General features: G+C 64.9%; 19 protein-coding genes and 1 tRNA gene. 7 read left to right on the top strand and 13 right to left on the bottom strand.

Annotated elements, in window-relative coordinates; translation table 11 throughout:
• Positions 1 to 25 precede the first annotated feature (25 nt).
• Positions 26 to 202 carry a hypothetical protein gene (locus tag DKM43_RS16550; RefSeq protein WP_201739752.1) on the top strand — a complete coding sequence of 59 codons (177 nt, stop codon included), beginning with the start codon at positions 26 to 28 and terminating at the stop codon, positions 200 to 202.
• On the opposite strand, the gene DKM43_RS02210 is transcribed toward DKM43_RS16550, so the two are convergent.
• From DKM43_RS02210 to DKM43_RS02195, 4 genes are read right to left on the bottom strand one after another with little or no spacing between them, the layout of a single operon-like run.
• Positions 189 to 764 carry a hypothetical protein gene (locus DKM43_RS02210; protein ID WP_109796821.1) on the bottom strand — a complete coding sequence of 192 codons (576 nt, stop codon included), beginning with the start codon at positions 762 to 764 and terminating at the stop codon, positions 189 to 191. The two genes, DKM43_RS16550 and DKM43_RS02210, sit on opposite strands and share 14 nt — an antisense overlap.
• A complete protein-coding gene (locus DKM43_RS02205; protein WP_109796820.1) occupies positions 742 to 1,452 on the bottom strand; it encodes a peptidylprolyl isomerase in 711 nt (236 codons plus the stop codon). Before DKM43_RS02205 ends, DKM43_RS02210 begins: the two co-directional genes overlap by 23 nt.
• A 4-nt stretch (positions 1,453 to 1,456) precedes the next feature.
• Positions 1,457 to 2,218 carry a competence/damage-inducible protein A gene (locus DKM43_RS02200; RefSeq protein ID WP_109796819.1) on the bottom strand — a complete coding sequence of 254 codons (762 nt, stop codon included), beginning with the start codon at positions 2,216 to 2,218 and terminating at the stop codon, positions 1,457 to 1,459.
• A gap of 40 nt (positions 2,219 to 2,258) precedes the next feature.
• Positions 2,259 to 3,794, bottom strand: coding sequence for a flavin-containing monooxygenase (locus tag DKM43_RS02195; RefSeq protein WP_269089598.1), 1,536 nt, complete (start codon positions 3,792 to 3,794; stop codon positions 2,259 to 2,261).
• Positions 3,795 to 3,881: 87 nt separating this feature from the next.
• On the opposite strand from DKM43_RS02195, the gene DKM43_RS02190 reads away from it, so the two are divergent.
• Complete coding sequence (locus DKM43_RS02190) at positions 3,882 to 4,886, top strand: magnesium and cobalt transport protein CorA (RefSeq protein WP_109796817.1); 1,005 nt, start codon at positions 3,882 to 3,884, stop codon at positions 4,884 to 4,886.
• A 3-nt stretch (positions 4,887 to 4,889) separates the two neighbouring features.
• Here DKM43_RS02190 and DKM43_RS02185 read toward each other — a convergent pair whose 3' ends face one another.
• Complete coding sequence (locus tag DKM43_RS02185) at positions 4,890 to 5,672, bottom strand: DUF1365 domain-containing protein (RefSeq protein WP_109796816.1); 783 nt, start codon at positions 5,670 to 5,672, stop codon at positions 4,890 to 4,892.
• Positions 5,669 to 7,042, bottom strand: a complete 1,374-nt coding sequence (locus tag DKM43_RS02180; protein WP_109796815.1) for an NAD(P)/FAD-dependent oxidoreductase — start codon at positions 7,040 to 7,042, stop codon at positions 5,669 to 5,671. The genes DKM43_RS02185 and DKM43_RS02180 overlap by 4 nt, the downstream gene beginning before the upstream one ends.
• A gap of 124 nt (positions 7,043 to 7,166) precedes the next feature.
• Here DKM43_RS02180 and DKM43_RS02175 point away from each other — a divergent pair, with 124 nt between their 5' ends.
• Both DKM43_RS02175 and DKM43_RS02170 read left to right on the top strand, forming a co-directional pair.
• Positions 7,167 to 8,189 (top strand): SAM-dependent methyltransferase, encoded by a 1,023-nt coding sequence (locus DKM43_RS02175; RefSeq protein WP_109796814.1) that lies wholly within the window; start codon positions 7,167 to 7,169, stop codon positions 8,187 to 8,189.
• Positions 8,190 to 8,341: 152 nt separating this feature from the next.
• Entirely contained in the window at positions 8,342 to 9,643 is a 1,302-nt protein-coding gene (locus DKM43_RS02170; protein WP_109796813.1) for an HD-GYP domain-containing protein, read from the top strand.
• 2 nt (positions 9,644 to 9,645) lie between these two features.
• Here the strand turns inward: DKM43_RS02170 and rimO are convergent, their stop codons facing one another.
• The gene (gene rimO / locus DKM43_RS02165; RefSeq protein ID WP_236632332.1) at positions 9,646 to 11,037 is read right to left on the bottom strand and encodes a 30S ribosomal protein S12 methylthiotransferase RimO; all 1,392 of its coding nucleotides are present in this window, start codon (positions 11,035 to 11,037) and stop codon (positions 9,646 to 9,648) included.
• A 155-nt stretch (positions 11,038 to 11,192) separates the two neighbouring features.
• Between rimO and DKM43_RS02160 the strand changes: the two genes are divergently transcribed.
• Positions 11,193 to 11,612 carry a DUF1761 domain-containing protein gene (locus DKM43_RS02160; RefSeq protein ID WP_109796812.1) on the top strand — a complete coding sequence of 140 codons (420 nt, stop codon included), beginning with the start codon at positions 11,193 to 11,195 and terminating at the stop codon, positions 11,610 to 11,612.
• Here DKM43_RS02160 and DKM43_RS02155 read toward each other — a convergent pair.
• The 5 genes from DKM43_RS02155 to DKM43_RS02135 all read right to left on the bottom strand — a co-directional run bounded on the left by DKM43_RS02155 (position 11,587) and on the right by DKM43_RS02135 (position 16,239).
• The gene (locus tag DKM43_RS02155; protein ID WP_109796811.1) at positions 11,587 to 12,633 is read right to left on the bottom strand and encodes a potassium channel family protein; all 1,047 of its coding nucleotides are present in this window, start codon (positions 12,631 to 12,633) and stop codon (positions 11,587 to 11,589) included. The genes DKM43_RS02160 and DKM43_RS02155 overlap by 26 nt on opposite strands.
• A gap of 4 nt (positions 12,634 to 12,637) precedes the next feature.
• Complete coding sequence (locus DKM43_RS02150) at positions 12,638 to 13,519, bottom strand: M23 family metallopeptidase (RefSeq protein ID WP_109796810.1); 882 nt, start codon at positions 13,517 to 13,519, stop codon at positions 12,638 to 12,640.
• The gene (gene serS / locus DKM43_RS02145) at positions 13,516 to 14,799 is read right to left on the bottom strand and encodes a serine--tRNA ligase (RefSeq protein WP_109796809.1); all 1,284 of its coding nucleotides are present in this window, start codon (positions 14,797 to 14,799) and stop codon (positions 13,516 to 13,518) included. The genes DKM43_RS02150 and serS overlap by 4 nt, the downstream gene beginning before the upstream one ends.
• Positions 14,800 to 14,889: 90 nt before the next feature.
• On the bottom strand, positions 14,890 to 15,993 hold the full coding sequence (locus DKM43_RS02140; RefSeq protein ID WP_109796808.1) for an AI-2E family transporter: 1,104 nt from the start codon (positions 15,991 to 15,993) through the stop codon (positions 14,890 to 14,892).
• 171 nt (positions 15,994 to 16,164) lie between these two features.
• Positions 16,165 to 16,239: transfer RNA gene (locus DKM43_RS02135), tRNA-Val, on the bottom strand.
• A gap of 99 nt (positions 16,240 to 16,338) precedes the next feature.
• Here DKM43_RS02135 and DKM43_RS02130 point away from each other — a divergent pair.
• A complete protein-coding gene (locus DKM43_RS02130; RefSeq protein WP_109796807.1) occupies positions 16,339 to 16,662 on the top strand; it encodes a DUF3297 family protein in 324 nt (107 codons plus the stop codon).
• A gap of 9 nt (positions 16,663 to 16,671) precedes the next feature.
• Here the strand turns inward: DKM43_RS02130 and DKM43_RS02125 are convergent, their stop codons facing one another.
• Positions 16,672 to 17,568: a LysR family transcriptional regulator gene (locus tag DKM43_RS02125; protein WP_109796806.1), complete on the bottom strand. Its 897-nt coding sequence runs from the start codon at positions 17,566 to 17,568 to the stop codon at positions 16,672 to 16,674.
• A 160-nt stretch (positions 17,569 to 17,728) separates the two neighbouring features.
• On the opposite strand from DKM43_RS02125, the gene DKM43_RS02120 reads away from it, so the two are divergent.
• Complete coding sequence (locus tag DKM43_RS02120; protein ID WP_109797054.1) at positions 17,729 to 19,225, top strand: CoA-acylating methylmalonate-semialdehyde dehydrogenase; 1,497 nt, start codon at positions 17,729 to 17,731, stop codon at positions 19,223 to 19,225.
• Positions 19,226 to 19,250: the final 25 nt, after the last annotated feature.

Here is a 19,250-nt window from a genome sequence, read left to right as displayed (position 1 = left end):
GGACAACAGGGCTAGAGCGGAAGGCATGGCCGATCCTGAAGCACCGCAAAACCCGGTTACTGCCGCCCGCCTGCAGGTGGAAGCCGTGATCCCGCCGGAAAAGCGCGGTCCCGGCTGGGACCGGCACTGGCGCGAACTGGAAGCCTATGCCGCGGCGGCGGCAAACGGCGCGGAGGGTGACTGGACGGTCAATCCCCGCTGACGCGCGGCGCAGGCGCAAGGTTCGCCCGCGTATAGCATTCCACCACGAGACTGATCGCGCGCCCATCCGCCAGACGCAGGACGGCGCGGTGCGAAAGCACCGTCCCCTGCGGACATTCGGCCATGGCGCCGCGCAGGCTGGCCAGCCGCTGCCGCCGGAAGCCCAGAGGCGCGACGACCTTGCCGAAGGGCGCGTCGGTGGTTGCAAGCCTGTGGTTCATTTCGGTCGTCAGCCGCGATGGCACATACCAGTTGTGCGCGACGGACAGCACCCGGTTGCCGCAGACGAGGCTGACGTGCCGGTAGGCGGCCGTATCGTCGGGGCCGAGGCCAAGCGCTTCACGCACCGCCGGAGAGGCGGCCATGGACGCCTGACGGTCGGCAAGGGCGCGGATGACGGGTGGCTGCGCGATGGTGCGGGCTTCGCACCATCGGCTGAGCGCGATCGTTGCGCTGTCGCTGCTGGCAAGCGTTTGTTCGAAATCGGCAAGGCCGCGCGCGGTGCAGCCGCCAAGGATCAGCCCTGCCAGCAGGGCTGCCTCAGGGCGCAGGAGGCGCATCATCAGGCAGGCGGCGGGCGGTGATGATCTTCACCGGCTGGGCCAGAATCTGGCCGCGCATGATCCCTTCGCCTTCGGTTTCCGAAATCGGTGCTGCAAAGATGGCGCGCACCACGTCCATGCCTTCGATCACCTGACCGAAGGCGGCATAGCCTGCCTTCGCTTCGGGATCGGCGGAATCGGGCTGGGCATCAAGGCCGGGCTGGTCCGATACCATGATCGAGAAATCGCCGGTGGCCGTGCCCGGCGCATAGCGGGCCATGGAAAGCGTTCCGGCCTTGTGGAGAATGCCGGTCTGGTCTGTCGGCTCGTGCGGGATCGGAGCCAGATTGCGCCGGGGATCACCGCGCGTGCCCGCCTGAATGAGGCCATTGGGCTGCTCGCCCCAGTTGAGATGCATGGCGCGGTAGAACGTTGTGCCATCGAAGCGCCGTGTTTCGGCATAGCGCACGAAATTGGTGGCGCTGGCAGGCGCGTGCTTCACGTCGACCGCCACCACGATGCGGCCAGCCTCTGTATCCAGCGCGATGCGCACGGTATCGGGCAAGGGGGCGGTGGATGGCGCAGGATAGGCAGGTGCCGCCGCCGCGCGAGGGGGCGCCACGCGCTTCTTTGCAGGTGCTGCCGCCACCAGCATGACGGCCAGTGGCGCAAGCAGGGATGTCAGCAGAACAGGACGGCGGCTGAGCATGGCGTCAGATCCCCCCGGCAACCGGCGTGCGGCCAAGCGCGACAAGGCCATCTTCCAGCGCCTTGGCAACGGCGCCGAGCGTTTCGGCGCTGACCGAGCGGATGACAAAGTTGGCCCCGGTCCGGCCTTCGCGGAAGAAGGGATAGCTGCCGATCTGGCAGCCTTCGAAAGCCTTTTCGGTTTCGCGCAGGAGATCGGCAATCTCGCTTTCCGCCACCCAGCAGCCAACCGTGGCCGACAGGAGCGGCAGGCCGCCTTCAAGCTGGCCGGTGAGGCCATCGAGCATCTGCGCCGTGATCGCCGGAACGCCTGCCATCAGGAACACGTTGCCGATGCGGATGCCCGGCGCGCCCGAAACGCGGTTTTCGATGAGGTCTGCGCCATCGGGAACCCGCGCCATGCGCAGACGTGCCTCGTTCAGCCCCCCGCGCGGGGCATAGTAGGCTTCGAGAATGGCGCGCGCCTTGGGATGGATCACCACGTCCACGCCCAGCGCGGCTGCCACGGCATCGACCGTTATGTCATCATGTGTGGGGCCGATGCCGCCTGTGGTGAACAGGTAATCGTTGCGCTGGCGCAACGCATTAACCGCCTCGATGATGGCATCCATGTCATCGGGGACGACACGCACTTCACGCAGGCGGATGCCCTGCACGCCAAGCCATGTGGCGATCTGGGCGATGTTCTTGTCCTGGGTGCGGCCGGAGAGGATCTCGTCACCGACCACGACCAGCGCGGCTGTCCATATGCGGGATTCGTCAGTCATCCCCTAAAGGGATAGACCAAGGCCCCGTGCCGCAAAAGCGCTATTGCGCCGCGCGGACATGCTCTTTGTGCGGTCCTGTTCCGGCAACGGCAGGGCGAGCGTGATCGAGTTGCAGCACGCCGTCCTCGATCGGGTCTTCGCGCATCCACGCCACATCGCGCACGTAATCCTGATTGAGCCGCCAGCGCATGTCGCTTGCGCTCTTGGGCAGGAGGTGGCGTGCGCGTTCGATGTAGCCTGAGGAGAAGTCGTAGATGTTGTCCTCGTCAAGGCCGTGGTTGGGTGCCAGCCGCGGCACTGCAATGTCCGCGCCCTTGGCCTTCATCGCATTGAGCACATCGCAGATGTAGCGCGCGTTGATATCGGCGCGCAGTGTCCACGAGGCATTGAGATAGCCGAACACCGCCGCCAGATTGGGCAGGTTCGAGAACATCACGCCCTTGTAGTAATAGCGCTCTGCGAAATCGACCGGAACGCCATCGACGCTGATCGCGATTTTGCCCGCCATGACCATCTTCAGCCCGGTTGCTGTCACGATCACGTCGGCATCGAGATGCTGGCCCGATTTGAGCAGGATACCAGTGGCGTCGAACCGCTCGATCCGGTCGGTCACGACGCTGGCCTTGCCTGCCTTGATCGCTTCGAACAGATCGGCATCGGGCACAAGGCACAGCCGCTGTTCCCACGGGTTGTAGGGCGGGGTGAAAGCCTTGGCGTCGTATTTGTCGCCCAGCAGCGCCTTGAGCCTCTTGGTGAGGAACGCGCGGACCTTGTCGGGCCGGGTGCGAGCGCGCTTGTAGAAGTAGTTCTGGAGCCGCACGTTCTTGAAGCGGGTGATGCGATAGGCGAGATCTTCGGGCAGGATCTTGCGCAGGAAATTGGCCAGCCCATCCTTGGCAGGGCGCGTTGCATACCAAGTGGGCGTGCGTTGCAGCATGGTGACGTGGGCCGCCGTTCTGGCCATCGACGGGACGATCGTGACCGCAGTTGCGCCCGATCCGATCACGACCACCCGCTTGCCCGCATAATCGAAGTTCTCAGGCCAGAACTGCGGATGGACGATCTCGCCCTTGAAATCATCCCGGCCCGGAAACTCGGCTTCGTGGGGGTTGTCGTAATCGTAGTAGCCGGAACCGAGATAGAGCCAGCGGGCGGTCATCCGGCTGCGCTGGCCATCCTCGCTTTCCAGAGTGACGACCCACTGCGCGGCCGCGCTGTCGAAGTCGGCGCTGAGCACCTTGCGGCCAAAGCGGATGTGGCGGCGGATGTCGCGTTCGTCGGCAATGCGGTTGAGGTATTCGAGGATCGCGGGGCCATCGGCGATCGACTTCTCGTGCTTCCACGGCTCGAACACGAAGCCCAGCGTATGCATGTCGGAATCGGACCGGACACCGGGATAACGGAAAAGATCCCAGGTGCCGCCGATCTGGTCGCGGCGTTCGACGATGGCATAGCTGCGGTCCGGGCAGAGCATCTGCATGTGCGCGGCCATGCCGATACCCGAAATCCCGGCGCCAACGATGAGGACATCGTAATCAGGCTGTGCCGCCCTGATGGCGGTCTGCTCTGCACCCACTGCTGCTCTCCCATGTCTATTTACAGAAATGTTAGCACTTTCACATGCGATTGCCAGAGCCTTGCGCATTTGCCAGTGATGCGGGGCATGACCATCATTGCCGCCCGCCGCTACCGCCATGGCCGGATCAGCCTTGATCGGCTTGATCTGTCCGGGCCGCCGGAGACCGACCTGCCGCCCGATGCGTTCGACTGGATAGGGCTGCACGAACCCGATGCGGCGGAGATGGCCATGGTCCAGCGCAAGTATGGCCTGCACCCGCTGGCGGTGGAAGATGCGCTGAACCCGCGCCAGTTGCCCAAGGTGGAGGTCTATGGTTCCGGGCTGTTCGTGGTGGCGCGCACCGCGCAGTTGCAGAACAGTGGGCCGGGTGCAGGCGAGTCTGGAGCAGACGAGGAAATCACCTACGGACAAACCGCCTTGTTCGTGGGGCCGGGCTTTCTGGTCAGCGTGCGCTTTGGCAGCACGCGGGCGCACAGTGCCTTGCGCGCCGAACTGGAAGGACAGGTGGAACGGCTGGCCGAAGGGCCGGACTATGTGCTCCATGCGGTGCTCGATTTCATCGTTGATGGCTATCTGCCGCTGCTCGACCAGCTTGAGGAAATCGCGCAGGAGATGGAGGAGGCGGCCATAGACGTGTTTCCCGAACAGGCCGTGATCCGCCGCATCTTCCGCCTGCGCCGCCAGCTTCGGCGGTTCGAGCGCGTGATCGGCCCGATGGAGGAAATGTGCGCGCGGCTGGTCGAGGCTGATCTGCCGTGCATCGATCCCGCCGCCAGGATCTGGTTTCGCGATGTGCTCGACCATGTCCGCCGGGCGATGGCGCGGATGCGCTCGCTCAAGGAGACGCTGGCGGCCATCGTGGAGACGGCAAGCCTGCTGGAACAGCACCGGCAGGGCGAAATGACGCGGGCGCTGGCCGCATGGGCGGCGATTCTGGCGGTGCCCACGGCGATTGCCGGAATCTATGGCATGAACTTTGCCCACATGCCCGAACTGGAATGGCGCTATGGCTATTTCACGGTCTGGGGGGCGATCCTGCTGATCTGCGGTGGTCTGTGGCTGCGGTTCCGGCGGATCGGCTGGTTGTGATGCCTATTGCCCGACGGTGAGCCGCGTGGGCGGCGGTGGCGGCTTGCGGAAGAAGGGCGCGCGCTTCAGCCAGAGACGCAGCGCTTCCCAATGGATCGCGGCCGTGACCTTGAGAGTTGAAAGCGGATAGCGCACCGCCGCTTTGATAAGGGCCCGATCACTCAGCTCCTCGCGGCGGCCCGTGTGGACTGCGGCCATGACCGGGCCCTTCCCGTCCGAAACGCTGATGCCAATGGCGATGCGCGGGCCGGGAGGCATGACGCGGAAGGCGTAGTGCAGGTCCATCGGCAGGAACGGAGATACGTGGAATGCCTTGCCTGCCTGCTGGTGCAGCACGTTTGCCCCGCTTGCCCCTGTCCCCGCTGCGCTGCGGGCAGGAATCACGTAGTTGTGCCGCTCTCCGAAGGTGTTCGAAACGGCATATATCACCGCCTGCAAGCTGCCATCGGCGCCATGGCAGAACCACATGCTGAGCGGATTGAAGGCATAGCCGAGCAGGCGGGGCATCGTCAGCAGCCTGATGGGGCCGCCGTCGGGCACGATGCCGGCTTCTGCCAGCAGCGCTTCGGCATGATCGCGCAGCGAGCTATTGCGGGCATGGTCGCGGTCATGGAAGGAAATCAGATTGAAGCGGTTGTGCGAGAACAGGCGCAGCCGTGCAGCCAGTTCGCTGATCCGGTCAATATCCAGCAAGAGGTGGAACACCCGGTAACGCAGGGTGTGCAGACACGGCCGCAGCCGCCGGTGCAGGACATTGCCGTGATAGAGCGCGGGCGGCCCGATCATGCCGGTTCAAGCACCCGTTCCGGTGCTGGCCGCGGGAAAACATGGATGCGGCCGGATTCGTTCTCGACCGTCCATGGGCGGCGCAGGTTGCCGAGCTGCTCTGCCACGGCAAGTCCCGCTTGCAGGCCATCCTCGTGGAAGCCCGCGCCGAACCATGCTCCGCAGAACCATGTCCGTCGTCTGCCCTGAAGCGACCAGAGCTTGTGCTGGGCGGCGCTGGCCGCGGTATCGAACACGGGGTGATGATAGGTGCCGCGCCAGTGGACGCTTTCCGGCGCAGGCTCGGTCAGCGGGTTCAGCGTGACGAAGAGATCCTGCCCCGTGCGCAGGGGCTGAAGCCGGTTCATCCAGTATGTCACCGAAAGCTCGTGCTGGCTTTGCGGGCTTGCATGCTGGCCAGCCGCCTCGCCTGCCTTCGGGCAATCGGCGGCATAGTTCCACGCTGACCAGACCTTGCGCCGACGCGGCATGAGGCGGGCATCGCTGTGCAGCACGGCTTCGTTGCGGCGATAGGGGAAAGCGGAAAGGAGGCGGCGCTCCATCGCATCGGCATCTTCCAGCATGGCCAGGGTCTGATCGGCATGGGCAGCCATGACGACATGATCGAAACGCTCCCAGCCGCAGCCGGCATTGATTTCCACGGCATCGGCCAGGCGCCGCACCGCGCGCACCGGAGACTCAAGCCGCACACGATCGGCGAAGGTGGCGCTCATCCGCCGCACATATTCGCGACTGCCGCCATCGACCGTGCGCCAGCGCGGGCGTTCGCGAAACTGGAGCAGGCCGTGGTTCTCGAAGAAGCGGACGAAGGCGGCAGCGGGGTGGCGGGGAATGTCGGCCACCGGTGTGGACCAGATGGCTGCGGCCATGGGATAGAGATGATCGTCGCGGAAGGCGCTGCCGCAGCCCAGCCCGTCGAGATAGTCCCCAAGGCCGAGGTCGCCCATTTCGGGAAGGTCGCGCGGGGCGGCCTTGTAGAAGCGGGCAATGTCGCGCAGCATCGACCAGAAACGCGGCGAGACGAGATTGCGCTTCTGCGCGAACAGGCCGCGCGCATCGCCGGAATATTCGAGCCTGCCCCGGTCGAGCGAGACCGCGAAGGTCATAACCGTCTCGCGCGTGGGCACATCCAGATGGCCGAAGAGCGCGGTGAGATTGGGGTAAGTCCGCTCGTTATAGACGATGAAGCCGGTATCGACCGGAATGATTCCTTCAGGTGCAGCCACCTCTATCGTGTTGCTGTGCCCGCCCAGCCGGTCCGCTGCCTCGAACACGGTCACGCGGTGGCGCTGCGACAGCAGCCATGCAGCGGAAAGCCCCGAAATCCCGCTTCCCACCACGGCAATGTCCAGCGCATCGCTGCCGCTCATCCGTTTCTGTGCCCCCAAAAATGTCCGGTCTGCTGCAACGTCCCTAACGGCACAGCAGGCGTTCAGAAGCGCTCCCGTGCTGACAGCTTGACACACCGCGACCGGCAATGCCTAGCCTTGAGTCATGCCCTTTCTTGCCTCTGCCGCCGCGCTCGTCGAACGTCTGCCCCTGCCCGATGTGCTGACCCGCGCGGGCGTGGATTTCATGTGCAACCAGCGCCGCCGCGAGATCCACCGCGAAAAGCCCGCCGACAGTGCCTTTGCCGCGTGGATGACGCAGCGCCCCGTGGCTGAACATACCGACGCGGCAAACGCGCAGCACTATGAACTGCCGCCCCGGTTCTTCGAACTGAGCCTTGGGCCGAACCGCAAGTATTCATGCTGCCTCTACCCCACCGGCACCGAGACGCTGGAACAGGCCGAACTTGCCGCGCTGGAAGCAACGGCGGACCATGCCGCGCTGGCCGACGGGCAGGACATTCTGGAACTGGGCTGCGGCTGGGGTTCGCTCAGCCTCTACATGGCGGCGCGCTTTCCGCAGGCGCGGATTACGGCGGTGTCCAATTCCCGGCCGCAGGGCGATTACATCAGGGCGAAGGCCGCCGCGCGCGGGATCAGCAACCTGACCGTGCTGACCGCCGACATGAACCATTTCCGCCCCGAAGGCCGGTTCGACCGGGTGGTTTCGGTGGAGATGTTCGAGCACATGGCCAACTGGCGCGAACTGCTGGGCCGCGTGCGCAGCTGGATCAAGCCCGAAGGCCGCCTGTTCCTCCACGTTTTCAGCCATGCACGCTATCCCTACCGGTTCGATGCCGAGGACGGATCAAGCTGGATCGCGCAGTATTTCTTCACCGGCGGGATCATGCCAAGCCATGGCCTGATCCGGGAGTTTTCCGACCTGTTCACGCTGGAACAGGAATGGCGCTGGGAAGGAACGCATTACGCGCGGACCGCGCGCGACTGGCTGGCGCTGTTCGATTCCCGCGCAGCCGAGATCGAACCCGTGCTGCGCGCGGTCTATGGCCGCGATGCGCCCCTGTGGATGCGCCGCTGGCGGCTGTTCTACCTCGCCACGGCGGGTCTGTTCGGCAATAGCGGCGGGCGTGAGTGGGGGGTAAGCCACTGGCGCCTGAAGCCCGCGTAGCAGCGCGCAACGTGGCACCTGCCCGAAGGGGCAGGGGATCGGTCAGATACCGCAATTATGCCATCGCATAAGGGGTTTTGCGGATGGATCATGCGCAAGAAGGCTACGCACCTTAACCTAGGGCAGGGTTTGCATAACCTTTCGGGCGGGCCATGCTGAAGCGGATATCGACTGAAGAAATCAAGCTGGGAATGTTCATTCACAAGCTGGAGGGAAGCTGGTTCAGCCATCCCTTCTGGAAGCGCAAGTTCCTGCTGGATGACCCGGACATGCTGGATGCCCTGCGCGAAAGTGCGGTCCCGGCTGTCATAATCGATACCGCGCGCGGGATGGTGCCCGAAGCGGACAAGGCGCAAGGCGTGCCGCCCGCCGCCGCGCTGCGTCCCGCGGCATCGCCCCCGCACCTTTCCGTTGTGCCGCCGGTGCCGCATCACGGTTTCGCCCATGGCGCCTTTGCCCAGAGCACTTTTGCACGTCCGCGCGCCGCCTTGCCCATCGCCCGCGAGTTCGGCCGGGCCAAGCGCGCGGCCGGCGAAGCGCTGAAGATGGTGAGCCGCACCTTCATCGAAGTGCGGTTGGGCAAGGCGATCAAGGTGCACGATGTGGAACCGGTGCTGGATGCGGTCTATGCTTCGGTCCAGCGCAATCTCTATGCCTTCAACGGGCTGCTGCGCTGCCAGAACGACAGCGAGCCGGTCTATCGTCATTCGCTGGCGGTCAGCGCCCTGATGATCGCGCTGGCGCGGCAGATGAAGCTTTCGCCGCTGGAAATCCGCGATGCCGGGATGGCGGGGCTGCTGATGGACGTGGGCGTGGGGCAGCTCCCGGTCGACCTCAAGAGCGTGGGTGGCGATTACACCCTGCTGCGCGATGATCTGAAGCAGCAGCACGTCCTTCTGGGCTACACCTTCCTCAAGGCGGCGGGCGACATTCCCGATGCGGTGCTGCGCGCAGTGCTGCATCATCACGAAAGGCTGGACGGCAGTGGCTTTCCGCAGGGGCTGACCGCGCCCGTGATCGAGCCGCTGGGGCGCATGGCGGCCATCTGCGACACTTACGATACGCTGATTGCCGCGGGGGAGGAGCGCGCAAGGCTTGATCCTGCCGAGGCCATCCGCACGCTGCGCGCGCAGCCGGACAAGTTTGATGCGGGCATTCTGGAACGCTTTGTCGAGGCGGTGGGGGTCTATCCCATCGGCTCGTTTGTGCGCCTGAGGTCTGGCCGACTGGCGATGGTGGTTGACGAAGACCCCGCCGAAACCGCGCTTCCCACTGTGCGAACGTTCTGGTCGCTGGTGCAGGGCAGAAAGGTGCGGGGCGAAACCATCGCCCTTGCCCATTGTTATGGCGAGGATGCGATCGAGGGCGTGGCCGACCTTTCCGGGCTGGACTTGCCTGAGATCGACAAGCTGCGTTCAGCCTTGCTGGCGGCTGCGTGCCGGGAAGCGCAGTAGCTTCAGCCAGCGATCACGCCGTAAAGATCGTGCGGGTCTGCGTCTTCGACCAGAACCTGTGCGAAATCGCCGGGCTTCAGCGTGGCGGGCACGTTGCGCAGATAGACCGCGCCATCGATTTCCGGGGCGTCGGCCTGTGACCGGGCGGTGGCGCCGATGTCGCCGTCCTCGTCAGGTTCGCCAACCTCATCGACGATGACCTTGATCGTCCGGCCGACCTTGGCCGCAAGCTTGGCAGCGCTGATAGCCTCGGTCCGTTCCATCAGCCGGGCATAGCGTTCTTCCTTCACCGCTTCGGGCACGGGGTTCGGCAGGTCGTTTGCAGCGGCGCCCGCCACGGGTTCGAAGCGGAAACCGCCGACGCGATCAAGCTGTGCCTCATCAAGCCATTCAAGCAGGTATTCGAAATCCGCTTCGGTTTCACCGGGAAAACCGACGACGAAGCTGGAGCGGATGGCGATGTCCGGGCAGACCTCGCGCCAAGCCCTGATGCGATCGAGCACCTTTGCTTCGTTGGCGGGGCGCTTCATCGCGCGCAGCACGCTGGGGCTGGCGTGCTGGAAGGGAATGTCGAGATAAGGCGTAACCAGCCCTTCGGCCATGAGCGGGATCACCGCATCCACGTGGGGATAGGGATAGACATAGTGAAGGCGCACCCACGGGGTTTCGCCTTCAGGTGTGCGAAGCTGGCCGAGTTCGCGGGCAAGATCGGTCATGTGGGTGCGCACCGGGCGGCCTTTCCACAGGCGTTCCTCGTGGCGCACATCCACCCCGTAGGCCGAAGTATCCTGACTGATGACCAGCAGTTCCTTCGTGCCCGCGGCAACCAGCTTTTCCGCCTCGCGCAGAACCGCATCGATGCGGCGGCTGGCAAGTTTGCCGCGCAGCGAGGGGATGATGCAGAAGGCGCAGGCGTGATTGCACCCTTCCGAAATCTTCAGATAGCTGTAGTGCCGCGGCGTCAGCTTCACGTCACCGGGGGCGGCCTGAGGGATAAGGTCGATGTATGGTCCCATGCCCGGCGGCGCGGCTTCGTGCACGGCTTCTACCACCGCTTCATACTGGTGCGCGCCCGTGACGGCGAGAACCTGCGGGAATCTGGCGCGGATGACGTCTGCCTCGTTGCCCATGCAGCCGGTCACGATGACGCGCCCGTTCTCTGCAATTGCCTCGCCGATGGCGGCAAGGCTTTCCTCCTTGGCGGAATCAAGGAAGCCGCAGGTGTTGACCAGCACCACATCGGCGCCCGCATAGTCTGCGCTCATCGCATAGCCATCGGCGCGCAGGCGCGTGAGAATGCGTTCGGAATCGACCAGCGCCTTGGGACAGCCAAGGCTGACCATGCCGACCTTGGGCGCTTCGGGGAGCACGATGGGGGAAGTGTCGCTTGCCATTACCGCGCGGCCCATAGGCCAAAACGAAGCGCGCGTCACCCTTTGCCGCGATCCGGTGCGGGAAGGGTGGAACGAAGTGGCCATGTGCGACGTTGCCAAGCGGCAAGCGCCGGGATAGCAATCGTCGGTGGCGGGGGCAGGAGCGAAAGGCGGGAATGGGTCCGGTCAACTGGATGGGTGTCGTGGTTGCCGCGCTTGCCGCACTGGCGGTGGCGGGCCTCTGGTATGGGCCGATGTTCGGGCGGGCGCGGCTTGAGGAAGTCGGCCCCGGCAGGCTCGGTATCAGGCGTTCGCCCGCACGCACGGCAGTGCTTACCGCCGGGCTGCTCCTGGTGACGGCAGCAATGATGGGGCACATGTTCGCGCGCGTTGGCGCGGCCACCCTTGCGGTGAAGTGGTGGCTCTATCTCATGATGTCGGGCGGGCTGGCGATTGCCTTTGTCATCCCGGCGCTGTGGATCAGCTATGCCCAGCAGCGGATCGGAATGCGGCTGGCGCTGATCGATGCGGGGTTCTGGCTGGCTGGTTACCTTGCGATGGGGCTGGCCTTCATGCTGATGGACCGGTGGGGGTAATCTCCACGATCACGTCGCCGGGTTGCAGGGATTGCGCGCCAGGTTCCCAGAAACCGATCGGGCGGCCTGCCCGCAGGATGCGCAGACCGCGCCCGCCGCTGGCAAGATCGGTCAGCGGGCGACCGACTTCGGCAGGGTCGACGGGGCGCTCCACCAGTTGCACGCGGCCTTCGACCGAAGCCAGATCCGAAAGGTAATCGGCAACATTGGTCCCCTGCGCCGAGCCGGCCATGAGCAGGCCGGTGAAGCGCACCGGGTTGATGACCGTGGTCGCCCCTGCCTGACGGGCGAGCACTTCGTTATCGGCAGCGCGCACCACGGTGCTGATGGGAACATCGGGCGCAAGATGGCGCGCGGTAAGCGTGATGAGGATCGAGGTGTCGTCGCGCCCGCCGGAAACAAGAATGGCGCGTGCCCGGCTGATCTGCACGTCGATCAGCGTGGCATCGCGCGTGGCATCGCCTGCCATGATGTTGCAGCCCAGCTTCGCGGCGGCATCAAGGCGGGCCTCATCCGGATCGATCACGACGATGGCCTGCGGCGCAATGCCGCGCGCGATCAGTTCGGCAACGGCTTCCGATCCCGAAATGCCGAAGCCGAGCACGACAATGTGATCGGTGAGGTTCTTCTGGATCTGCGCCATGCGAAAGCGTTCCCAACTGCGCTTGATGATGAAGTTGTAGGCCGTGCCGACAAAGATGAAGAGCACTGCGAGCCGGATCGGCGTGACGATCACCGCCTCGATCAGGCGCGACCTGTCGCTGACCGGGGCAATGTCGCCAAAGCCCGTGGTGGTGATCGAGATCATCGTGAAATAGACGACATCGAGAAAGCTGATCTGCCCGTCGTGGCTATCGTTCAGACCGGCCCGGTCGAACCAGTGGACCATCACCACGATCATGATGAGGCCGAAAGCCGCGCCAAGCCGCAGCGCAAGGTCGGCCCAGACCGGCACTTTCACCGCACGGCGCAGCAGGTTGCGGGGTGAGGCTGACGTGCGGCGGCGGCGGGTGAGGTCCATCGCGCTAGAGCCGGGGCGGAAGAAAGAGTTCGGGATCGCGCGGCACGTTGTTGCGGCGCACTTCGAAATGGACGGTGGGACGCACGGCTTCCCCGCTCTTGCCGACAAGGGCAATGCGTTCGCGTGCGGCCACCTTGTCGCCTTCCTTCACCGTCATCGTGCCGAGATAGGCATAGGCGGTGATCCACCCCCCGCCATGGTCGATCAGGATCAACTGGCCGAAGCGTTCCGGCTCCTTGCCCGCATAGAGCACGGTTCCGGCAGCAGCGGCGCGAACCTTGGTGCCGTAATGCGCGGAAAGATCGATTCCGTTCGAGGGAATGCCCGCCACCCTTTCGCCAAAACGGGTGACGACCGCACCTTCGGTGGGCCACTGCATGGCAGGTGCATCCGAATCGCGCGGGACAAGCGGAGGGCGCGGCGGGGGGGGCGGGCGCAGCGTGGGCGCGGGGCGGGGCACCGCCTTTGGTGTTTCGGCGGGCGGCGTGGCCGGGGGCGCGGCAGACGAAGGCGCCCCGGATGAAGATGTGGCGGAAGGGGGCAGCGTCTGGCTGGGCTGCGTCCGGATGGGGGTGGGCGCGGCGGCTGATGTCCTCGCAGCCGGGCCTGGGGCAGGTGCGGCGACGGGGCGGGGGGCGCCTTTCGGATCGGGGCGTTTCAGCACCTGTCCGATGCGGATCACATAGGGGCTGGGAATGCCGTTCGCCTCGCCAAGTTCGGCCATGTCCACGCCCCAGCGGCGGGCGATGTCCGCGAAAGTATCACCGGGCTGGACGGTATAGCTCCATGCCACGATGGGGCCGCGCGCCGGTGCTTGCCCGGCAAGCGGAACCGCGATCAGCAGCGCTGCCGCGCCAAGCAGTATCGCAGCCGCAGGCCGCTTCATCCGCTGATCGGCACCAGACGGGTGACTCCGCCCATGTAGGGGTGCAGCGCTTCGGGAACGTCCACCGATCCATCCTCCTGCTGGAAGTTTTCCAAGACTGCCACCAGCGTGCGGCCAACGGCAAGCCCCGAACCGTTGAGCGTGTGGACGAACTCGGTGCCTTTCCCGCCTTCGGGCCGATAGCGGGCGTTCATCCGCCGTGCCTGAAAATCGCCGCAGTTGGAACAGGATGAAATCTCGCGGTAGGCACCCTGTCCCGGCAGCCAGACTTCAAGGTCATAGGTCTTGCGCGCGGTGAAGCTCATGTCGCCGGTGCACAGCAGCATCTTGCGATAGGGCAGGCCCAGTGCCTGAAGAATGCCCTCGGCGCAGGCGGTCATCCGTTCGTGCTCTGCGTCCGAATCCTCAGGACGCGTGATCGAGACCAGTTCCACCTTCTCGAACTGGTGCTGGCGGATGAAGCCGCGGGTATCGCGTCCGGCTGCGCCCGCTTCGGAACGGAAGCAGGGGGTCAGCGCAGTCATGCGCAGGGGCAGTTCGGCCTCGACGAGGATCTGGCCCTGTACGGCGTTGGTCAGGCTGACTTCGGCTGTCGGGATCAGCCAGCGCCGGTCAGTGGTGCGGAACAGGTCTTCGGCAAACTTGGGCAACTGGCCCGTGCCGAACACGGCCTCGTCCTTGACCAGCAGCGGCGGATTGCATTCGATGTAGCCGTTCTTGCCGGTCTGCCAATCCAGCATGAACTGCGCCAGTGCACGGTGCAGGCGCGCCATCTGGCCCTTGAGGAAGGTGAAGCGCGCGCCCGCGATCAGTGCGCCGGTTTCGAAATCAAGGCCCAGCGCAGGGCCGATATCGGCGTGTTCGCGCGGCGTGAAGGCAAAGCTGCGCGGAGTGCCCCAGCGGCTGACTTCGGCATTTGCGGTCTCGTCCGCGCCATCGGGGACATCGGCAGCGGGCAGGTTGGCAATCGCGGCAAGCGCAGCGTTCTGGAGCGCGGTCAGCCGCCGGTCTTCCTCTTCCAGCGCAGGCAGTTCGGTCTTGAGAGCGGCGACTTCGGCCTTGAGCGCTTCGGCGGTGTCCTTTTCGCCCTTGGCCATGGCTGCGCCGATGGCCTTCGATGCCTCGTTGCGGCGGGCCTGCACCTCCTGCATCCGCGTCGCCACGGTGCGGCGTTGCGCATCCATTTCAAGGATCGTGGCGGCTGCGGCCTCCACGCCGCGGCGGGCGAGGGCGGAATCGAAGGCTTGGGGATTTTCGCGGATCTGACGGATATCGTGCATGGGCGCGGCTATGCCGCCTTGGTCGGGCGGTTGCAAGCAAGGCGTTTGCCTGTCCTGTCGCGGATTGATCCGGTGCCGGATCGGTCTGGATCAGGCTTGGGACGCAGCGTCGGCGGGAAGGCGGCCTGCGGCAGCCAGATGCTGTTCGCGCAGGATCGACCAGCAGGCAAGGAACAGTCCGGCGGCAAGCGGGCCAAGCACGATGCCGGAAAAGCCGACGAGGCTGATTCCTCCCAGCGTTGTGACGAGAACGATCCAGTCAGGAATGCCAGTATCGCGCCCGACGAGGATCGGGCGCAGCACGTTATCGACCGAACTGATGACCACGAAGCCGGTGATGAGCACAAACAATCCCTGCCAGAGCGCGCCGGTTGCCAGCAGCCACAGCCCTACCGGCCCCCAGACCGCCACCGTGCCGATGACCGGAATGATCGAGAGGATCACCATCAGCACACCACCGAGCAAGGCCCAGGAAATGCCCGCAATCGCCAGCGTGATGCCGCCCAGCGTGCCCTGGACGATCCCCACCACGCCCGTGCCCTTGATCGTGGCGCGCACGATGCCGAGAAAACGTTCGGCCAGCCGGTCGGCGATGTCGCGTTCGATGGGCACGCTTTCAAGGATGATCTCCCCGATCCTGTGGCCATCGCGCAGGAGAAAGAACACGATGTAGAGCGCGAGCAGGAACGAGAGGACAAAGCCTAGCGCGCTGCCACCGAACGATACCGCCTGCTGCGCGATCAGGCCGGAGCTTTCGAGCAGAAGTTTCTGCACGCGCGCTTGTATGGCTGAAAGGCTGGCCCAGCCGCTGTTGTCGATGGCGTGCTGCGCGGCGGCAGGAAGCGCTGCGTGAATGCGAGCATAGACCTTTGCCAGATCAAGCGGGTTGGCCTGCAGGAAATTGACGAGCTGGACAGCCTCCTGAACCACCATCCAGCCGATCCACAGGGCCGGTGCCAGCACGGCGCAGAAGATGATGAGCAGCGAAAGCAGGGCCGCCGGATTGCGCCGCCCCCCCAGCAGTCTCAGCATCCTGCGATAGAGCGGCTGAAACATGACAGCTGCCAACGCCGACCACAGCAATGTCGTGGCAAAGGGCCAGACCACGCTGGCCATGATGATGCTTACCGTGGCAAGGATCAGCAGGAAGCTGCCTTTTTGCAGGCCGCTCGTGCGGCGCGATGGCTGGCTCATTTCCAGTGGTTCCGGCAGTGCATTGTGTTTCGCGCTTCTCTGGCACGCCTCGGCGCCAATGTCGCCAGCAAAAAGGGCCGAATCACGTGTGGCGTCTCTAGGGGGGGCTTCAGGTCCGCAACAACCCGGCCAGCCAGATGGCTGTTCCATCATTTCCGGTAAGGGAAAGGATGGTGGGCGCGACAGGGATTGAACCTGTGACCCCACCCGTGTGAAGGGTGTGCTCTACCGCTGAGCTACGCGCCCGCCCGTGGCAACCGGCAAGATGGCTGCCCGACAGGGGCGCGCCTCTACGATGGTCTGCGTTGATTGACAAGTGGGGCAATCAAGATATTTGCACCGGCCATGACCGAAGAAAGCCCCTCGCCTGAAACCGCCCCTGCTGTTCCCGTTGCCGCTGCCGGCGCAGATGTGCCGCCGGATCGTCTGGCCATCAATCCGCGCAGCCCCTACTTCGACGCGGAAAAGCTGCGCAGGGGCGTGGGTATCCGCTTCAAGGGCGTGGTGCGCAACAATGTCGAGGAATACTCGATTTCCGAAGGCTGGGTGCGGGTGCAGGCGGGCAAGACCATGGACCGCAAGGGCAACCCGCTGACGATCAAGCTCAATGGCCCGGTCGAGGCTTGGTACGAGGATCTGGGCGAGGACGCGCCGGTCGCCAGAGCCTGATCCTGCGCTTCATCGCGGCAGGAGGCGGCTCCGTTCGCGCGTGACGAGCGCGGTGAGCCATTCCTTGAAGGCGCGCACGCGGGCGAGATTGTGCGTGTCCTTGTGCGTGACCAGCCAGAATGAACGGGTGATGCGCCGTTCCGGCAGGACGGGGACCAGCCACTTGTCAGCATCGCCGATGAAGCAGGGCAGCACGCCGATCCCGGCCCCTGCGGCAATCATCCGGTGCTGGGCAATGATTGATGACGATCGCACATCGGCCGAAAGGTCGGGTTCGATCTCGGCCAGATAGCGCAGTTCCGGTGCATAGAGCAGGTCCGGAATATAGCCGACGAGACGGTGGCCATGTGCCAGTTCGGCGGCGCGCCGGGGCGATCCTTTCTGCGCCAGATAGCCGCGCGTGGCATAGAGCCGGAGCGCATAGTCCGAGAGCTTGCCCGCGATCACCGGTCCGGCGCGCGGGCGCGAGAGCGTGACGGCAATATCGGCCTCGCGCTTCGACGGGCTGAGAAAGCCCGAAGACGCGACGAGGTCGATGACGAGGCGCGGATTGGCATCCACGAAATCGCGCATGGCAGGCGCGACGATCCATGTTCCGAACCCTTCGGAAAGACTGATGCGCAAGGTTCCGGCTATGCCGCCGCCGCCCGCAGCGGTTTCGGCAATGCGGGCGGCTGCCTGATCCATGGCTTCCACTTGCGCCAGCATGGCCTCGCCCGCTTCGGTCAGCACCTGGCCTTCGCGGGTCTGCTCGAACAGCGTCGCACCGATGCGCTGTTCAAGGCGTCGTAGCCGCCGCCCGATGGTGGTGGCATCCACGCCCATGACCGCGGCCGCGCGCGCCAGTTGCCCGGCACGGGCCACGGCGAGGAAGGCCTGAAAATCGTTCCAGTCGCTATGCGGCATTGGCTGTTTCCGGTGGTCTGATCCTGCGCGGCGAAGGCGCCTCCCAACGGGCGGAACCATCCTGCAAGAATGCAGGTGAACCTCGCATATTCACTGGTTGCCTGCAATCCTTCATGGGCGCATGTGGGGTTCAGGCAGTTTTGGCGAGAAGAGGAATCCCATGCGTCTGGTAGATCATTTCATCGTCGGCGGCTCTGGCGGCGCGCCCGCGCGCAAGAGCCCGATCTTCGATCCCAACAATGGCGGCATTCAGGCCGAAGTCGCGCTCGGCACGGCGGAAACGCTTGAGCGTGCGGTGCAGGCTGCACTCAAGGCCCAGCCCGCCTGGGCGGCAACCAATCCGCAGCGCCGCGCTCGCGTGATGTTCCGTTTCAAGGAACTGGTCGAGGCGAACATGGACAGCCTTGCGCACATGCTTTCGTCCGAACACGGCAAGGTGATTGCCGATGCCAAGGGCGACATCCAGCGCGGTCTTGAAGTGGTCGAGTTTGCCTGTGGCATTCCGCATGTGCTGAAGGGCGAATATACGCAGGGCGCAGGCCCCGGCATCGATGTCTATTCGATGCGTCAGCCCATCGGCATCGGCGCGGGCATAACCCCGTTCAACTTCCCTGGCATGATCCCCCTGTGGATGAGCGCGATTGCCATTGCCACGGGCAACGCCTTTATCATCAAGCCGTCCGAGCGCGATCCTTCGGTGCCGGTGCGCCTTGCCGAACTGTTCATCGAGGCGGGCCTGCCTGAGGGCATCTGCCAGGTGGTGCATGGCGACAAGGAAATGGTCGATGCGATCCTCGATCACCCGGCGATCGGTGCGGTCAGCTTCGTCGGTTCGTCGGACATCGCCCACTATGTCTACAATCGCGGGGTTGCCGCCGGAAAGCGCGTGCAGGCGATGGGCGGCGCGAAGAACCACGGCATTGTCATGCCCGATGCCGATCTCGATCAGGTGGTGAACGATCTGTGCGGCGCGGCCTTCGGTTCGGCCGGCGAACGCTGCATGGCGCTGCCCGTGGTCGTGCCGGTTGGCGAAGAGACCGCAGAAAAGCTGCGCGCCAAGCTGATCCCGGCGATCCATGCGCTCAAGGTCGGCATTTCGACCGACCCCGATGCGCACTATGGCCCCGTGGTCACGCAGGCGCACAAGGAAAAGGTCGAAGGCTGGATCGCCAAGTGCGTCGAGGAAGGCGGCGAACTGGTCATCGACGGGCGCGGCTTCAAGCTGCAGGGCCATGAGAACGGCTTCTTTGTCGGCCCGACGCTGATCGACCATGTCACCCCCGACATGGACAGCTATCATAACGAGATCTTCGGCCCCGTGCTCCAGATCGTTCGCGCCGAAAACTTCGAGCAGGCGCTCGAACTGCCGAGCAAGCACCAGTATGGCAACGGCGTTGCGATCTTTACGCGCAATGGCCGTGCCGCGCGCGAGTTCGCGGCAAGGGTCAACGTGGGCATGGTCGGCATCAATGTGCCGATCCCGGTCCCGGTGGCCTATCACACCTTCGGCGGCTGGAAGCGCTCTGCCTTCGGCGACACCAATCAGCACGGCATGGAAGGCGTGAAGTTCTGGACCAAGGTCAAGACCGTTACGCAGCGCTGGCCGGATGGTTCGGTGGATGGCGGCAATGCCTTCGTGATCCCGACGATGGGTTGAGACTGTTCGAAAAGGCTTGCGGAAA

This window comes from Novosphingobium meiothermophilum (assembly GCF_003171715.1).
In the GTDB taxonomy this organism is placed as follows: Bacteria; Pseudomonadota; Alphaproteobacteria; order Sphingomonadales; family Sphingomonadaceae; genus Novosphingobium; species Novosphingobium meiothermophilum.
The sequence above is the reverse complement of the archived record's forward strand: the minus strand, read 5'-3'. Positions and strand labels throughout refer to the sequence as shown.

Bases quoted from the DNA above. Each gene is read 5' to 3' on its own strand.
- DKM43_RS16550 (WP_201739752.1), top strand. From the start codon at position 26: ATGGCCGATCCTGAAGCACCGCAAAACCCGGTTACTGCCGCCCGCCTG.
- DKM43_RS02210 (WP_109796821.1), bottom strand. From the start codon at position 764: ATGATGCGCCTCCTGCGCCCTGAGGCAGCCCTGCTGGCAGGGCTGATC.
- DKM43_RS02205 (WP_109796820.1), bottom strand. From the start codon at position 1,452: ATGCTCAGCCGCCGTCCTGTTCTGCTGACATCCCTGCTTGCGCCACTG.
- DKM43_RS02200 (WP_109796819.1), bottom strand. From the start codon at position 2,218: ATGACTGACGAATCCCGCATATGGACAGCCGCGCTGGTCGTGGTCGGT.
- DKM43_RS02190 (WP_109796817.1), top strand. From the start codon at position 3,882: ATGACCATCATTGCCGCCCGCCGCTACCGCCATGGCCGGATCAGCCTT.
- DKM43_RS02185 (WP_109796816.1), bottom strand. From the start codon at position 5,672: ATGATCGGGCCGCCCGCGCTCTATCACGGCAATGTCCTGCACCGGCGG.
- DKM43_RS02180 (WP_109796815.1), bottom strand. From the start codon at position 7,042: ATGAGCGGCAGCGATGCGCTGGACATTGCCGTGGTGGGAAGCGGGATT.
- DKM43_RS02175 (WP_109796814.1), top strand. From the start codon at position 7,167: ATGCCCTTTCTTGCCTCTGCCGCCGCGCTCGTCGAACGTCTGCCCCTG.
- DKM43_RS02170 (WP_109796813.1), top strand. From the start codon at position 8,342: ATGCTGAAGCGGATATCGACTGAAGAAATCAAGCTGGGAATGTTCATT.
- rimO (WP_236632332.1), bottom strand. From the start codon at position 11,037: ATGGCAAGCGACACTTCCCCCATCGTGCTCCCCGAAGCGCCCAAGGTC.
- DKM43_RS02160 (WP_109796812.1), top strand. From the start codon at position 11,193: ATGGGTCCGGTCAACTGGATGGGTGTCGTGGTTGCCGCGCTTGCCGCA.
- DKM43_RS02155 (WP_109796811.1), bottom strand. From the start codon at position 12,633: ATGGACCTCACCCGCCGCCGCCGCACGTCAGCCTCACCCCGCAACCTG.
- DKM43_RS02150 (WP_109796810.1), bottom strand. From the start codon at position 13,519: ATGAAGCGGCCTGCGGCTGCGATACTGCTTGGCGCGGCAGCGCTGCTG.
- serS (WP_109796809.1), bottom strand. From the start codon at position 14,799: ATGCACGATATCCGTCAGATCCGCGAAAATCCCCAAGCCTTCGATTCC.
- DKM43_RS02140 (WP_109796808.1), bottom strand. From the start codon at position 15,993: ATGAGCCAGCCATCGCGCCGCACGAGCGGCCTGCAAAAAGGCAGCTTC.
- DKM43_RS02130 (WP_109796807.1), top strand. From the start codon at position 16,339: ATGACCGAAGAAAGCCCCTCGCCTGAAACCGCCCCTGCTGTTCCCGTT.
- DKM43_RS02125 (WP_109796806.1), bottom strand. From the start codon at position 17,568: ATGCCGCATAGCGACTGGAACGATTTTCAGGCCTTCCTCGCCGTGGCC.
- DKM43_RS02120 (WP_109797054.1), top strand. From the start codon at position 17,729: ATGCGTCTGGTAGATCATTTCATCGTCGGCGGCTCTGGCGGCGCGCCC.